General features: G+C 47.8%; 14 protein-coding genes and 1 other RNA gene. 10 read left to right on the top strand and 5 right to left on the bottom strand.

Annotated elements, in window-relative coordinates; genetic code table 11:
- Positions 1 to 144 precede the first annotated feature (144 nt).
- Entirely contained in the window at positions 145 to 1,008 is an 864-nt protein-coding gene (tesB, locus tag B8880_RS03370; RefSeq protein ID WP_084256009.1) for an acyl-CoA thioesterase II, read from the top strand.
- 70 nt (positions 1,009 to 1,078) lie between these two features.
- Here the strand turns inward: tesB and rnpB are convergent.
- Positions 1,079 to 1,479, bottom strand: an RNA gene (rnpB, locus tag B8880_RS03365) — RNase P RNA component class A.
- A gap of 119 nt (positions 1,480 to 1,598) precedes the next feature.
- On the opposite strand from rnpB, the gene B8880_RS03360 reads away from it, so the two are divergent.
- Together B8880_RS03360 and B8880_RS03355 are read left to right on the top strand one after the other, a co-directional pair.
- Positions 1,599 to 2,531 (top strand): KpsF/GutQ family sugar-phosphate isomerase, encoded by a 933-nt coding sequence (locus tag B8880_RS03360; protein ID WP_084256008.1) that lies wholly within the window; start codon positions 1,599 to 1,601, stop codon positions 2,529 to 2,531.
- Between the two features lie 22 nt (positions 2,532 to 2,553).
- A complete protein-coding gene (locus B8880_RS03355) occupies positions 2,554 to 3,096 on the top strand; it encodes a KdsC family phosphatase (RefSeq protein WP_084256007.1) in 543 nt (180 codons plus the stop codon).
- Positions 3,097 to 3,131: 35 nt separating this feature from the next.
- Here the strand turns inward: B8880_RS03355 and rsmI are convergent, their stop codons facing one another.
- A complete protein-coding gene (rsmI, locus tag B8880_RS03350; RefSeq protein ID WP_084256006.1) occupies positions 3,132 to 3,977 on the bottom strand; it encodes a 16S rRNA (cytidine(1402)-2'-O)-methyltransferase in 846 nt (281 codons plus the stop codon).
- Positions 3,978 to 4,060: 83 nt separating this feature from the next.
- On the opposite strand from rsmI, the gene B8880_RS03345 reads away from it, so the two are divergent.
- From B8880_RS03345 to B8880_RS03315, 7 genes are all read left to right on the top strand, one after another.
- On the top strand, positions 4,061 to 5,899 hold the full coding sequence (locus B8880_RS03345; protein WP_084256005.1) for a penicillin-binding protein activator: 1,839 nt from the start codon (positions 4,061 to 4,063) through the stop codon (positions 5,897 to 5,899).
- A 17-nt stretch (positions 5,900 to 5,916) separates the two neighbouring features.
- Positions 5,917 to 6,330 (top strand): YraN family protein, encoded by a 414-nt coding sequence (locus B8880_RS03340; protein WP_084256046.1) that lies wholly within the window; start codon positions 5,917 to 5,919, stop codon positions 6,328 to 6,330.
- Positions 6,331 to 6,353: 23 nt separating this feature from the next.
- Positions 6,354 to 6,935 (top strand): D-sedoheptulose-7-phosphate isomerase, encoded by a 582-nt coding sequence (locus B8880_RS03335; RefSeq protein WP_084256045.1) that lies wholly within the window; start codon positions 6,354 to 6,356, stop codon positions 6,933 to 6,935.
- A gap of 45 nt (positions 6,936 to 6,980) precedes the next feature.
- Positions 6,981 to 7,577, top strand: a complete 597-nt coding sequence (gene dolP / locus B8880_RS03330) for a division/outer membrane stress-associated lipid-binding lipoprotein (RefSeq protein ID WP_084256004.1) — start codon at positions 6,981 to 6,983, stop codon at positions 7,575 to 7,577.
- Between the two features lie 45 nt (positions 7,578 to 7,622).
- Positions 7,623 to 8,282, top strand: a complete 660-nt coding sequence (gene lolB, locus B8880_RS03325) for a lipoprotein insertase outer membrane protein LolB (protein ID WP_244165595.1) — start codon at positions 7,623 to 7,625, stop codon at positions 8,280 to 8,282.
- A gap of 8 nt (positions 8,283 to 8,290) precedes the next feature.
- On the top strand, positions 8,291 to 9,184 hold the full coding sequence (ispE, locus tag B8880_RS03320; RefSeq protein ID WP_084256043.1) for a 4-(cytidine 5'-diphospho)-2-C-methyl-D-erythritol kinase: 894 nt from the start codon (positions 8,291 to 8,293) through the stop codon (positions 9,182 to 9,184).
- A 116-nt stretch (positions 9,185 to 9,300) separates the two neighbouring features.
- The gene (locus tag B8880_RS03315) at positions 9,301 to 10,248 is read left to right on the top strand and encodes a ribose-phosphate pyrophosphokinase (RefSeq protein ID WP_084256003.1); all 948 of its coding nucleotides are present in this window, start codon (positions 9,301 to 9,303) and stop codon (positions 10,246 to 10,248) included.
- A 77-nt stretch (positions 10,249 to 10,325) separates the two neighbouring features.
- Here the strand turns inward: B8880_RS03315 and B8880_RS03310 are convergent, their stop codons facing one another.
- The 3 genes from B8880_RS03310 to B8880_RS03300 form a co-directional block, all read right to left on the bottom strand.
- Positions 10,326 to 11,744 (bottom strand): surface lipoprotein assembly modifier, encoded by a 1,419-nt coding sequence (locus B8880_RS03310; protein ID WP_084256002.1) that lies wholly within the window; start codon positions 11,742 to 11,744, stop codon positions 10,326 to 10,328.
- Between the two features lie 76 nt (positions 11,745 to 11,820).
- Positions 11,821 to 12,951 (bottom strand): transferrin-binding protein-like solute binding protein, encoded by a 1,131-nt coding sequence (locus tag B8880_RS03305; protein WP_084256001.1) that lies wholly within the window; start codon positions 12,949 to 12,951, stop codon positions 11,821 to 11,823.
- A 41-nt stretch (positions 12,952 to 12,992) separates the two neighbouring features.
- Positions 12,993 to 15,752: a lactoferrin/transferrin family TonB-dependent receptor gene (locus B8880_RS03300; RefSeq protein WP_084256000.1), complete on the bottom strand. Its 2,760-nt coding sequence runs from the start codon at positions 15,750 to 15,752 to the stop codon at positions 12,993 to 12,995.
- Between the last annotated feature and the right edge of the window lie 232 nt (positions 15,753 to 15,984).

Raw genomic sequence — 15,984 nt, 5'->3', positions numbered from 1 at the left:
CGTCAAGTGCGGTGCATTGTCCTACAATTATCGTACCTTTGCAAGTTTAACCCTCACGGTCGCTTATTTCTCGCACATTTGCTTATGTTATGCAGGTTATGTTTTAATAACCGAAAAAGAAATTATCAAGAATAAGGCGAATTTATGTCAACCGTACTCAACCAACTCATCGAATTACTCACCCTTGAAACCATTGATGATCACTATTTTCGCGGGCAAAGTGTCGATTTGGGCTTACGTCAGGTTTTCGGCGGTCAAGTGATCGCACAAGCGCTGGCGGCGGGCATGAAAGTCGCACCGCAAGATCGGATTCTGCACTCCTGCCATGCCTATTTTTTGCGTACCGGCGATGCGCAACACCCGATTTTATACGATGTGGAAGTGCTGCGCCAAGGGCGTAATTTTACCGCACTTCGGATCAAAGCGATTCAGCATAATGAACCGATTTGCCACGTTACCGCCTCCTTCCAAACGCTGGAACACGGCTTTGATCACCAAAGCCCGATGCCTGCGGTTGAACCGCCCGAGCAATTGGTTAATGAGCTGGAAGCCGTGCGGGCGGTCGCACAATATTTGCCGCCGCAAATTAAAGACAAACTCACCGCCGAACGTCCGTTTGACGTGCGCAGCAAATACTTGAACAATCCGTTCCAAGGGCGGGAATTTCCTGCCGAACAGTATGCGTGGGTCAAAGCCAACGGCACTGTGCCGGACGATCTGAAGATCAATCAGTGTCTGCTCGCCTATTTTTCCGATTTTCACTGCCTGCTGACCGCACTTCACCCGCATAAAAAAGGCTTTTTGGAAAAAGGCATGAAAGTCGCCACCATCGACCATGCGATTTGGTTCCACCGTCCGTTTGATTTGAACAATTGGCTGTTGCACGCGGTGGAGAGCAATAATGCGTACGCCGCACGCGGCTTGGCACGCGGACAGATTTTTGATCAACAAGGGCGTCTGATTGCCACTACGCAGCAAGAAGGTTTAATTCGCTTTTCAGAAGAATAACGATAAAAAGGGAAATGAGGAGTTAAAAGTGCGGTCAACGCTAAAAGTGCGGTCAAGCCGCAGCAAGAAAAAGCCGAGTTGGTCGATAAGCCGGGTTCTGTCGTGGACAATCATTCCTCTAGGCGTTTGTTTACACAAACGCTCAAGCAACCTACCCGAACTCTGAGCGGGCACACCCATTGAGTTCCTATTTGGTCTTGCTACGAGTGGAGTTTACCTTGCAACGAACCGTTACCGGCCGTCCGGTGCGCTCTTACCGCACCCTTTCACCCTTACCTGTGCTGAAAAGCCATCGGCGGTCTGCTCTCTGTTGCACTTGTCGTAGGCTCGCGCCCCCCGGACGTTATCCGGCACTCTGCCCTGTGTAGCCCGGACTTTCCTCTCGTCTACTTGTCCTCTAGGTTGTTTTACAACGCGAATTGTAACAACGGTTGAGAGCTTCAATAAACCAGCGATTGCCTGACCAACTCAGGCGCGCAGTATAGCCGAATTTTTATGATTAAGATAGCCCTTTAAAACAGCCTTGCCAAATTACATTATTACTCTAGAATAATCCGTAACGGTAATAACATACTTCGCATAAGGTTTTTATGAACTACATTCGCATTGCTCAAGAAACACTCACGATTGAAGAACAGGCGATCAGCCGCCTACGCTTACGCCTCGACAGCGAATTTTCGCAAGTCGTCGAAGCGATTTTACATTGCGAAGGGCGCTTGGTGGTTGCAGGTATTGGGAAATCCGGTTTAATCGGCAAAAAAATGGTGGCGACCTTTGCCTCTACCGGCACGCCGAGTTTTTTCCTGCACCCGACCGAAGCCTTTCACGGCGATTTGGGCATGTTAAAACCGATTGATATTGTGATTTTAATCTCCTACAGCGGCGAAACCGACGATGTCAATAAACTGATCCCCAGCCTGAAAAATTTCGGCAACCGCATTATCGCCATGACCGGCAATCGCGAATCCACTCTGGCAAAACACGCCGATTATGTGTTGGATATTTCGGTCGAGCGCGAAGCTTGTCCGAATAATCTGGCGCCGACAACCTCTGCCTTGGTGACGTTGGCGCTTGCCGATGCGATGGCAGTGGCGCTCATTAAGGCGCGCGATTTTCAGCCAATGGATTTTGCCCGTTTCCACCCCGGCGGCAGTTTGGGGCGACGTTTGCTCAGCCGTGTGCGCGATATGATGCAAACCAGCTTGCCGATTGTCACGCCGGAAACGGCGTTTGCCGACTGCGTGGCGACCATGACCGAAGGGCGTCGCGGGGTTGCGATTGTGATGGAGCAAGCGCAATTAAAAGGCGTGATCACCGACGGCGATATCCGCCGCGCGTTCACCGCCAAAGGCATAAAATGTATGCGTTTGCAGGCCAAAGATATTATGTCGTCCAATCCGAAAACCATTCAAGCCGATACCTATTTGAGCCAAGCGGAAGATTATATGCGCCAACACAAAATCCACTCGCTGATTGTGTTAGAACAGGAAAAAGTGGTCGGCTTATTTGAGTTTTCTTACTAAATGAGAAAAGGACAACCCAACAATGAATGAAAAATTACGCCATATCAAACTGGTGATCACCGATATCGACGGTGTGTTGACCGACGGCAGCCTGTATTACGACGCCAACGGCGAAGCGTTGAAATGTTTCCATGTGCGTGACGGTTTGGGGATCAGAATGTTGATCGAATCAGGTATCCAAGTGGCGGTACTGTCCGGCCGCGATTCACCGATTTTGCGCAAACGGATTGCCGATTTGGGCATTGAACTGTTTTTGTTGGGCAAACTGGAAAAAGAGAGCGCTTGTTTCGAACTGATGAAACAAGCCGGTGTCAGTGCCGAACAAACCGCTTATCTCGGTGACGACAGCGTGGATTTACCGGCATTTGCCGTTTGCGGTTTTTCCGCCGCCGTCGCCGACGCGCCGGATTATGTCAAGCAAACCGCCGACCGCACTTTAAGTCTCAGCGGCGGCAAAGGTGCGTTTCGCGAATTGTCCGATCTGATTTTAGCGGTACAGGGCAAAGATGAAATCTACCGCTCCGCACAAGGCTTTTTAGCGGCGGCAAAAAAAATGGCACAATAACGATTAACTGAAGTTTGGGCGGTTTATTTCCGCTGCTATTTAAACCGCTCTAAGCCAAACTGATATAACCCATTTTTCTTATAACCATACAATTCTGCGACAATCGCCGCGGCTTTTTTCAGCGGCAGCTCTTGGCTAATCAGCTCTAACGCTTTGACTGCGTCGGCGGAAAATTCGCTTTCCTCAACCGCACTTTGCCCTTCGACAATCAGCACCATTTCGCCCTTGGTGCGGTTGCTGTCTTGTTGCAGCCAATGTAGCAAATTATCCAACGCATCGCCGTGAATGGTTTCCCATGTTTTTGTCAGTTCGCGTGCCAAGACGAGATAACGCTCACCGCCCCACACGGTTTGCATATCTTGCAAACTATCCAAAATACGGTGAGTCGATTCGTAGAAAATCAACGTGCGCTCTTCGTTTTTCAGACCTTCGAATTTATCCCGTCGCGCTTTACTTTTCGCCGGCAGGAAACCTTCAAAGCAAAAACGGTCGGAAGCGATACCGGCGGCGCAAAGTGCGGTAATCGCCGCGCACGCCCCCGGAATCGGCACGACTTTAATCCCGGCTTGCCGACAATGGCGCACCAGATGGAAACCGGGATCACTAATCAGCGGTGTGCCAGCATCGGAAATCAAGGCGATATTTTCCCCTTGCCGCAAACGGGCAACCAACAGCTCGGCTTTTTGTTGTTCATTGTGATCGTGCAAGGCAAAGAGCGGTTTTTTAATTCCGTAATGACTCAATAACACGCCGCTGTGGCGCGTATCTTCTGCGGCAATGCGATCCACCGTAGCTAAAATAGCCAATGCCCGTTGGCTGATATCTTGCAAATTTCCGATTGGGGTGGCAACGATGTACAAGATTCCTGATTGATTATCCATAATTTATTACGTCTTTTTTGATTGATTTTAATGTGTGAGATAAGTAAGATCGAATAAGTTATTCTAACGAATCTGGAGCCGTCATGTCTAAAACTAATGCGTCTAAAACGAATGTTCTCACTATTCTATTACAACGTTACAACATTAAACATCTCTTAATGCCGTTTTTCATGGTGTTATTCCTGTCGGCTTGTAACGTGGATCTGTTCTCCGGTTCGTCCGGCACAATACTGCAACGTGATGCTAACGCCAGTTCAGAATTTTATTTAAACCGTGCGGAACAGGCGAAAGATAAAACCGAAAAGACCAACTACCAACTTTTATCCGCACGGGTTTTACTGACAGAAAATAAAATGAGCCAAGCCGAAGCGTTGCTGGCGTCACTGCAAGGGTTGGATAAAGAACAGACTTTAGACAAAAACCTGATTCAAGCGCAAATTTATGCCAATAAACGTGCCAATAGCAATGCAACCGCAACTTTGCAGACCATTCCGCTCAATCAATTGAGCAATTCGCAAAAAGCGCGGTACTATGTTGCTCAGGCAAAAGTGGCCGCAAACCAAAATAACCTGACCGACGCGGTAAAATCCTTGGTGCAAGCCGACCAAGTGATTACCGATACTGAAAGAAAACAACAAAATATCAATAATATCTGGAAATTGCTGCGTGCCGGTAACGCCACCACCTTGCGCAATATTACGCCGGAAAGCGGCGATACCGCACTTAACGGTTGGTTATCATTGATTAACGCCTATAACAGCAATATTGCCCAACCGGAAAATCTGCGCAACGCAATCCAGAGCTGGAGAAGCGCTTACCCGAACCACAGTGCCGCTTATTTGCTGCCAACCGAAATTCAAGATGCGTTAAATTACCAACAAATGGCATTAAATAATATTGCGCTTTTATTACCGACAAGCGGGAATGCGCAGTTAATCGGCACGACCATTAAAAAAGGCTTTGACGAAGCGCGCGGCGCAAGTGCGGTGCAAGTCACCACCTACGACACCATGACCACGCCGATTGCCGATATTGTTGCCCAAGCCAAAGCCAACGGCGTACAAGCACTAGTCGGTCCGTTAATCAAAAATAACGTGGACAGCATGTTGGCCAACGACACCGCCGGTTTGCAGGTTTTGGCATTGAACTCCACCGCCAATGCACAACCGATTGCCAATGTCTGCTACTACGGCTTGTCGCCGGAAGCGGAAGCCCGTTCTGCCGCCGACCGCATTTGGAACGACGGGGTGCGTAATCCGTTGGTGATTGTGCCGCAAAACGATTTGGGACAGCGCACCGCTTCAGCGTTCAATTTACGTTGGCAGCAATTGGCGGCGACCGATGCCACCACCCAATTTTATAACTCGCCGAATGATATTTTAGCCGCACTGCAAAGCGGTTTGGGCAATGTACAAAGTGAACAACGCAGTGAAAGCATTGCCGCCATTACCGGCGCCAATGTGCAAACCAGCGGTTATACCCGTGAAGATATCCAAGCGCTGTATATCGTTGCCGATAGTGCGGACTTGTTGGATATTAAAAACAGCATCAATAACTCCGCTTATGGCCGCAGTTTGAAATTGTATGCCACTTCACGCAGTAACTCGCCGAACAACGGCCCCGATTACCGCTTAACCATGGAAGGATTGAAATTCAGTGAAATTCCTTTCCTGAGCGATACGCAAAACAGCCAATATGCTCAAGTCGCCAGTGCGACCGGTGGGGATTATTCGTTGATCCGTTTGTACGCCATGGGGTCAGATGCATGGTCATTAATCAATAAATTCAATGAATTGCGCCAAATTCCCGGCTATACTATCAACGGATTAACCGGTAAATTGAGCGCGGGCAACGGTTGTAACATCGATCGCGAAATGACATGGTTGGAATATCAAGGTGGACGTATCCGCGTATTAAATTGATAAAATATATCCGGCAAATGTGCTGTAAAAAACGTGCCCTTGAACAAAGGGCACGGCCTAATACCAGACAACAAGGCGCGCAATTCGAACAACAAGCGCGCCGTTTTTTAGAACGACAAGGGCTGCGCTTTGTTGCCGCCAATCAATTTTTCCCCTGTGGCGAACTGGATTTGGTGATGCAAGACGGCGATTTCTTGGTGTTTATCGAAGTGCGGCAACGCAGTCACAATCAATTTGGCGAAGCTTGGGAAAGCATTTCCGCTCAAAAACAGCAGCGTTGGATCAAAGCGGCGGAGGCTTGGTTGAACCGGCAGCACAACAGTTTGGAAAACTGCGCCTGTCGTTTTGATTTGATCACCTTTGATCAAGCAAACGATCGCACCGAACCGAATCTGCGTTGGTTTAAACATTTTATTGAATTTAATCATTAGCGACCTATATGAGCGATAACACGTTGTTAGATAAAGTTAAAAATGCTTTCACCGAAAGCATTCAAACCCAGATTTCTGCCACCGAAAGCCTGTCGGACACCATTGTGCAGGCCTCTGAAATGTTGGTTGACTGTTTACTGTCCGGCCATAAAATCATTGTCTGCGGCAATGGCCGCTCAAACGCCAACGCCCAGTTTCTGGTGACCAATTTGTTGCACCGTTACCACTTGGATCGTCCGAGTTTGCCGGCGTTATTAATCGGTTTGGACGGCGCACTCGGTGCTTCTATCATTGCCGATAATAATCCTTCACAGATTTTTATCCGTCAGTTTGAATGTGTTGCCCAACAGGGCGATATTTTGATTCTGCTTTCGCCGCAAGGACGGGAAGAAGCGCTATTAAGTTTAATCCATGCCGCCAACAGCAAGGAATTGGCGGTGATTACCCTCACCGGCAGGCAAAACGACCATATCCGCGGCGCATTGGGCGAAGACGATTTGGACATTTCGATTCCGGCGCAAAAAGAGGCGCGGATTATTGAAAATCATCTGCTGGTGATCAATATTTTATGCGACTTGATTGAACATCGCCTCTTTTCCCATTAATATGAATCATTCATTCTTCAGATAACGATAACTTTAGGAGAGCCTATGCCACGCACGACAACAGCCTCACGTTTAATCAAGCTCAGTATTCTTTTACTCGGCGCTTTCGGCTTACAGGCCTGCGTCACAACCGCCGTAGTCGGCACTGCCGCCGTCGCTACCAAAGTGGCGACCGATCCGCGCACCGCCGGTACGCAAATCGATGACGAAACCTTAGAAGTGCGTGTGTCTTCGGCATTGAATAAAGATGCGGAAATTAAAGAAGACGCCCGTATCAATGTCGTTTCTTATAACTCACGCGTGCTGCTGATCGGACAAGTACCCAGCGAATCGTTAAAAGAAACTGCAAAAAACTTAGCCAGCGGCGTGGACGGCGTCACCGATGTTTATAACGAAATCCGGGTCGGGGAAAAAATCGGCTTTGGGCAAATTAGCCAGGATACATGGATTACCACCCGCATCAAATCCAAATTATTGCTGAATTCCGCCGTCAAATCCACCGATGTCAAAGTGATTACCGAAAACGGCGAAGTCTTTCTAATGGGCAGCGTGACCGAAGCACAGGCCAATGCGGCTGCGGAAGATGCGCGCTATGTCGGCGGCGTAACAAAAGTGATTAAGGTCTTTTCCTATATCAATTAATTTGTCCGTCGATTATCAGTAAGCCATCAACAAAAGGATCTCAGTTTGCAATCCGTTAAACAACATCTGTTAAGCCAGATTCACCGTGCCGACGCTAAAAAAATCGGCACGCTTGCCCTGCTATCCGTCCTCTTGACCGCCTGTACGGTCAGCGAACCGGAAAAAGCAGCCGTTTATCTCGATCAAACTTCTCCGCTTTGGCAGCAACAGCTACAGCGTTTAAACCAAATTAAAGACTATCGCAGCAACGGTCAACTGGGCTATATCAGTGCGGAAGAGCGCTTCTCCACCCGTTTTGACTGGCAGTTTGTCGATAATCAGAACTATCAACTGCATCTTTCTTCCGCGTTAAGCGCCTCCACCATGACCTTTCGCATGACGCCGCGCGGTCTGATTGTCAGCGATAACAAAGGCAATGTCCGTGCCGCTGAGGACGCACAGGTGTTGCTGAAAGAAATCGTCGGCATGGAGTTTCCGATCGAGCTGTTCAGCTACTGGTTGAAAGGACAACCGCAAGGCACAACCAACTATAAAGTCGGGCAAGACAACGTGTTGGCGGAACTGAATTACACGCTCAACGGACAGCAGTGGTCAGCCAAATATGCCGACTACTACTTGCAGCAACAACCGCCGTTACCGAAAGACATTTTAATCTCCGGCGAACAGCAACAATTGAAAATCCGAGTTGACGAGTGGAAATTTTAAGCCAAGCCATGCATAACGCGCATATTTTCAGTACTGCACTTTGTGCCGGCGGCACAACCGGTTTGTCAACCCAAAACCGTTATCCCTGCCCTGCCAAGCTCAATCTGTTTTTATATATTAACGGACAGCGTGCCGACGGTTATCATGAGCTGCAAACCCTGTTTCAATTTTTGGACTACGGCGATTGGCTGACCGTCACGCCGCGCAACGATGGACTGATTCGACTGACACCGCACTTGGACGGTGTCGCCACTGAACAAAACTTAGTTTACCGTGCGGCAAAACTGTTGCAGCAATATAGCGGCTGTCACTTGGGCGCAGATCTCCATTTAGATAAAATTCTGCCGATCGGCGGCGGTGTCGGCGGCGGCTCTTCCAATGCGGCAACCGCACTTGTGGTGCTGAACCGGCTTTGGCGACTCAATTTATCCCTTGATACCTTAGCCGAATTAGGCTTAACCTTGGGCGCGGACGTACCGATTTTCGTACATGGACATGCCGCGTTTGCCGAAGGGGTCGGCGAAAAATTGGTCGATTGCGAACCGGAGGAAAAATGGTATTTGGTGGTCAAGCCCAATGTCTCGATCGCTACCGCCAAGCTGTTTCAAGATCCGGCACTCACCAGAAATACGCCGAAACGCCCGCTGAGTACCTTATTAAATCAAGAATTTTCCAACGATTGTGAAAAAGTTGTCAAGGATCACTATCCTGAGGTTGAACATTTGCTAGACTGGTTGCTACAATATGCACCTGCACGTTTAACCGGAACCGGCGCCTGCATTTTCGCTGAATTTGAAAATCAAGCGGCGGCTGAACAAGTATATAAACAGTTACCCAAAAATATAAACAGTTTTGTCGCACGGGGAATGAACCGTTCTCCGCTGCATATTTTTCTTGGCTGAGCCGTAAAACACAGTCCGGAATGATAAAAAAGCACTGACGAGATAAATTTCATAGTTAGAATTCCACTGATTGCGGAGCAATCATAATTTTTCAATATCCAACCTGGGGTTAAACCATGCCTGACATGAAGCTTTTTGCCGGAAACGCCACACCGGCTCTGGCGCAAAAAATTTCCGAACGTTTATATACTTCTCTCGGTAAAGCGACCGTCGGTCGTTTCAGCGACGGGGAAATCAATGTTCAGATCAATGAAAATGTACGCGGCAGCGACGTTTTCATCATTCAATCCACCTGTGCACCGACCAATGATAACCTGATGGAATTGATTGTGATGGTTGACGCCCTGCGCCGTGCTTCTGCCGGCCGTATCACCGCCGTGATTCCGTATTTCGGTTATGCCCGCCAAGATCGCCGCGTGCGTTCCGCGCGTGTGCCTATTACGGCGAAAGTGGTTGCCGACTTCCTCTCCAGCGTCGGGATTGATCGGGTTTTGACCTGCGATCTGCATGCCGAACAAATTCAAGGCTTCTTTGATGTACCGGTGGACAATGTGTTCGGCTCGCCGGTATTAATCAACGATATCGTCAAAAAAACCGATTTGACCAATCCAATCGTGGTTTCGCCGGATATCGGCGGCGTAGTGCGTGCCCGTGCCGTTGCCAAACTGCTCAACGACACCGACATGGCGATCATCGACAAACGCCGTCCGCGTGCCAACGTATCGCAAGTGATGCACATTATCGGTGAGGTTGCCGGCCGCGACTGTATTTTGGTTGACGACATGATCGACACCGGCGGCACCTTGTGCAAAGCCGCCGATGCGTTGAAAGAACGCGGCGCACGTCGGGTCTATGCCTACGCCACCCACCCGATTTTCTCCGGTAACGCGGCACAAAATATCGCCGGCGGCGCGATTGATGAAATCGTGGTCACCGACACCATTCCACTTGCACCGGAAATCGCAGAACTGAACAAAGTGCGGGTGCTGACGCTGTCCGGCATGTTGGCCGAAGCAATCCGCCGTATCAATAACGAAGAATCAATCTCGGCGATGTTTGATTAATCGAGCGGCATTCATCCACGCCAAACATCAAACCCGTGATGTCAAATCACGGGTTTATTTTACACTCAACTTCTACGCTAAAACTCTTTGGAAAAACTCAAGCGCACTTGCTTGTTTTTATAGCTGTAAATTCCGGTATTGGAACGGTTATCAGTGTAATGCAACGATAAGCGCGGCGCAAACCCCAGCCACGACCAATCACGTTTCAAAATATCCACACTGCCGCTCCAACGTTTATCATGGCGGATCATATCCAAAAACGGCACCACATCACGATAATCGGTTCTGCCGTAAGCCAAATTTGCGCCCATTGTCAATTGTGCAAAGTCAAACTGATGGCGTACACCGGTTTGCAGCGTCAAAGTGCGGTTGGAATAGTTGCGTTCTTTCGCCTGATTAAAGCCTTGTTGCACGCCCCAATAATAAATCGTGCGACCGTTGACCACATGGCTGAGATTGGCGTTAAACCAGTGTTGCCAGCCGCGCTGATAAGCGTATTGCGGTTGATAGTGCAACTGCTGGGTTTCCCAACCCAATGACAATTTCCAATCCGGTTTGATCCGCCAAGCATAATTCACACGTCCGAGCATTCCTTGATACAAACCTTTGTGCTGATACAACACATGGTGACCGCCCACAGCAATATCCCAAGCATGGCGCTGGTTGCCGAAGCTGCGCCCGATCATCAAACGGCTAACCGTCTGATCACTATGGCGGTTGGCATAATCCAAATTGAGCAAAGCCCCGTTGATAAACCATTTATATTCGTTACCAAAGCGTTTTTCACCGTCTATGGCAAGCTGCACGCCGACCCCGCTTTTGGCACGGCTGCTTTCGCTCAAGACATGGCTGACGCCTCGGATCATCACCGTACGTTGCCGGCTGCCTTGATTGATATTGCTGCTCGGCATGAAAGCAAACTGCACATTCAGGTAGGACGTTTCCGCTTTCAGATTTTGCAAAATAGAAAAGACATTATTTTCAACCTGCGGCGGTAATTTTTGACTCAGCGCCAAATTAAACTGATATTCCGACGCCTGAATCTCGCCCGATTTTGCCAATGCTTTCGCCAGCTCCAAACGGGGACGCTGCAAAGTGCGGTCAATCGCCAACATTTGACGGTAATACGTTACCGCACTTTGCCAATCTTGCTGCTGTTCGGCAATTTGCCCGGCAAGAAACAGCGCATGCAATGAAGCGGGCTGCGTTTCTAATAACGGTGTCAGGATCGATTTCGCCTGTAGCCACTGCCGCTGTTTCATCAAATGTAATACGGTAGGCAATAGTTGGTTTTCCAGCATGACAAGCTGTTGCGCAGGTTGGTAAGCCGTCTGCGGCGACTGCAAATCGTTAAGTATGGTTTGCCGCAGATAGTCCTGCGGTTGAGGTAAATATTCGGTGGCAACCTGAGGTGCTGAAACCGCACTTTGTGCCTGCGCAATGGAAAACACACTCAAAAGTGCGGTGGCTGAGAGTAATAATCGAAAAAAACGCATAATCTGTCCAACGGAAAAGAAAAGAAAACAAGGGATTTTACATCCCTTGTTGTATCACACGGTTCAAAAGTGCGGTTTATTCGCGGCGCGCACCGAATGCGCCGATATAGTAATCACGCGGTTCATCAAGCCCATTTTTAAATTTTTGTTGCACACCGAATACACCGCCGACTTCATCGGCGTTCGGGCCATAGAAAGTACCGTGCAGAATGCCATCCAATTTACGATCCGTCGTTCTGGCTATGCCTTCAAAAGTATTCTTACCCCTAACCCAATTTCCCTGACCAACCAGATTTAAATCTTCGCGGCTCACACCGTCGGCCAGCTTCGCTGTATTGCCGGTGATCTCCAACGCATAGCTTTTGGTATTTTCAGTCTTAAAATCAAAAGTGCGTTTATCAAAGTCGACATTCACCGTGACATCGGCAGTAGTACCGCCTTTATAGTCTCCCGCTTTACCGTAGCTTCCGCTGGATATCCCTTTATAAACCGCTGATTTTTCTGTCGGCACTGACGCTGTGGCTTCTCCGACCGTCTGATAAATCAGTTGCGTGTCAAGTTCGAAACCTTGTTTATCAAAAGCACCGTACGTTTGATAATTCCAGCCGGCTACGGCAGGATCGCGCCAAAAATAAGCCGTATATGCCTCTTTTGTTGTGGCATAAACACCAGCATATTGCCCCCCGGCTTTTAAACCGGCATCATAAATATACGCCGTCTCCAAATCCCCTTGATAAGTCGTAACCGTGGTTAATTTTTTATTTTCAAACGTATCGTTAAACATCTCAAAATCTTTACGATGTCCTATACTAAAACCTTTTAGTTTTCCTTTGTCATCATAAATCGCTTTTCTTAAGCCGGTGAATGTTTTTTTTCCGGTGGTACTGACTTTGACTTCATTACTCAAACGATTGCCTGACTCGTCATAATAGATAATCTGTCCCTCTTCGCCGCCTGTTGTTTTCCCAAATTCCGCAGACAGAAAGTTTTTTTCCCCCTTTGTCGGATTAGCCTTATTTGCCGCTTTCAAAGGAACGTCTTCGAAAACCTCTACAGGTTTTGGTTTCGGTTTTGGTTTTGGCTTAGCTACCACTACGTTCGCCGCCGGATCAACTACCCCGCCATTGCCGCCGCAGGCGGTTAAGCCGATACATGCCGAACCAATGATTATGCTAGAAATAGTCTTGATTAATTTTCTGTTTTTCATTCTTTTTCCTAATTTCAATTCCGGAATCTTTACTCAATCACTTAAAACTTCACTTCAAGGCTAAGGGCATAGTTTCGCCCCGGAGCGGTCAAACGGTCATATCCCACGCCGCTAACCGTAATCGGCTCGGCAGTCGAAACGCCTTCCGCACCCAATTGGCGTAATGTCTCCCAAGTCGTATATTTGGCATTCATCAAATTATATACTCCGCCGCGCAAAGTGACATGTTTGCCAATTTCAACATAGCCCATCAGATCCCATGTATACCAAGACTTGCTGACTTTCCTTATAATCTGGGATTGACTTCCCCCTCGGATATCTAGGTTCGGCACGATAACTTTTAATTCCTTGGAATTTTTGGCATCCGAGCGGGTGAAACGTGTACCGAGCCCCCACTTGCCGGAAGGCGCATCATAATCCAGTCCCAAAACAGTTTTCGCCGGTTGTAAGGTATCCATAGCATAACTGGTTTCAAGATGATTTGATTTATCACCCGACACTTTCCCCATCTTGCGCGGACGCACTTTACTATATGCCGCCATGCCGCTGAATCCTGCCGGAATACGACTCCATACCCGATGAAAATCGATCATACCGCGAATGTTAAACCCCTCCGAAAACGCTTCTTTTTGATTACCGATGTAGTGAACGCCCAACTCAAACGGACTAAATCTGTGACGAAACGGCGGAAATGGGGGCTCCGGCCGAATAACCACTTTTTTCGATCTTTCGGTGATAAAATTTTTGTAATCGGTGCGGAAAACATTCACAACCAAATAACCCACATCACCATGTAAATCAAAGCCGATTTCATGATTTAGCGCTTCTTCTTGTTTGATATTCTGACGTTCCGCCAATGGTCTTTTAAACTCTTTTTCATTACTACGCAGCAGATCATCACCATACATTTCTTGTGCATTCGGAACGCGGAATCCGGTGCTGGATTTATAATTCAGTGACAAATGCTCGCTTAAATGTAAACTTGCCCCTGCCGCCCATGAAACTTTGCTGTAGCGAGTATTTTTAAAATGTGGCAAGCTGGAGTCGAATTTATGGCTGTCATAGCGCACGCCGCCCATCAAATCCAAATATTTTCCGATCTGCCAATTATTACTTATACCGACATAGTAGGATTTTCCATGAATCGGCTGATTGCTCGGCGAAAGTCTGTCGGTATCCACTTCCGGCGTGAGTAGCACAATCGGCAATGTCGTGGATTGTAAAGTCACTTTCGGTTGATAATAACCTTTACGCAAGTGAATTTCATTTAAATCAAATTTCGAGCGTCCCAAACCAGCGACAAAATCAATATCATGCTTAATGCCAAAATATTCCCATGATTTTTGTGCGGTAAAGCGCGCCCGTTTATGGGTCTCCTTAAGTGCTGTCCGGCTACGCCACCAATTTTGGAAATCAATATGGTTATTGCTACCTGTCGCCTCCCAAATACCGATATTGCGCATTGGGCCTTTGTATTCGTAAATGTCACAATCCCGGTTCGGTTTTTCTCCGCGCAAAGTACATCTTGACATCGTATGGCGGGTAATCATTGTTGTTTGATCTTTATCCAGATCAATTTTCAATTTATCAATCCAGGCATTTCGGTTTTCAGGGGTATATTCATAAAATATGCCATAGCGTTTTTTACTATGGTCATGGTCAATAAAATCATAGCGGGGGAACAACGTTTGATAAGAAAAGGAGTGGTTATATTCGACATTAGGCTCTCCGCTATTATGCCAAAATGCCCGATCAGCAATTCTTGGAAAGATACGCGCATAAGAGCGGTTTTCAATTTCGCGCAATTGCTTGGTATCTTCAAATAAAAAACCAACTTTATGCGACGGGTTGAATTCATATTGGAATTTGCCGAACCAAGAATCGGAGCGATAATCCATCGGATCGACGGCATTACGGGTTTCTCCGTACACATCATTAGGCGCAAGATTTACTGTTCCGAAACAGTCCCAAGGTTCACTTCGGTACAAACATCTTTCACTTTGAGGAAAATGAGCCGGACGCGTCACATTCCAACCGCCTGCGCGCAGATCCTCATATTGCGCTTCACCCGGATACATTCTGCTGAGCGTCCGGTTCGGCGTATTTTTGTGCGACTTAATTTCATGTCCGTCACGACGGGTATATTGCAACAAAGCGGAAAAACCGCCAGCTTTGCCGGCGGCAGCGATAGATTTGCTCCAGCGCGCATCTTTGCTGCTATAACTGTTTGTGATATCAAGCCCGTAATTTTGCCCCGGTTTAATAACATCTTCAGGCCCTTTGGATGTGAACATTACCGCCCCGCCCAAGGCGCCGCTGCCGCTTAGCACCGAGTTGGCGCCCTGACTGATTTCGACCGATTTAATATTTTCAAATTCGATCTCATTTTTCGCACCGCTAAAACGCCCTAAATTACGCCATTGCGGCGCATAATGTTGCATTTGCGGAATACCGTCAACACTAATCACAACACGATCACGATCAACTCCGCGGATAGAATAACCGGCGGACGCACCGGAGCCTTGCTCGTTTACTGCAACGCCGGGATCGTAACGAGTGAGATCACGAATATCACTGACCTGCTCTTTCTTAATTTGTTCAGCCGTTTTTACTACACTGGTCAAACTGCGCTGGGCTTTACTGCTCTCCCCCGCCACTTTGCTGACTACTTGGATCTCCTCCAGTTCCTCGTTAGCATGAGCGATAAGCGACGTCCCAAAACTACCGAATAGCGCATAAGCAATCATATAGCTTAACTGATTGATCTTAAAACATTTACTTACTGATTTTTTCTTCCGCATTGTAACACCTGAAATAATTGAGGATATATTTTTATAATAAATTTACTAATGATAACTATTATCATTAGTATACGGGTGGCGAATTAGAACAGATTATCTATGCGGAATCAAGCAGATGAATTGTAATTTTGTGACCAAGATCAAAGAAAAGAAGAAAGATAACACTAGCTGAAATAAGCACACAAATCGGCAAGCGGAATAGTCCACGATAATTGAGATTTATTATCGGCAG

It is taken from the genome of Pasteurella testudinis DSM 23072, from assembly GCF_900176075.1.
Taxonomy (GTDB): domain Bacteria; phylum Pseudomonadota; class Gammaproteobacteria; order Enterobacterales; family Pasteurellaceae; genus Chelonobacter; species Chelonobacter testudinis.
Note: the sequence above shows the minus strand (reverse complement) of the source record. Positions and strands in the feature narration are given on the sequence as shown.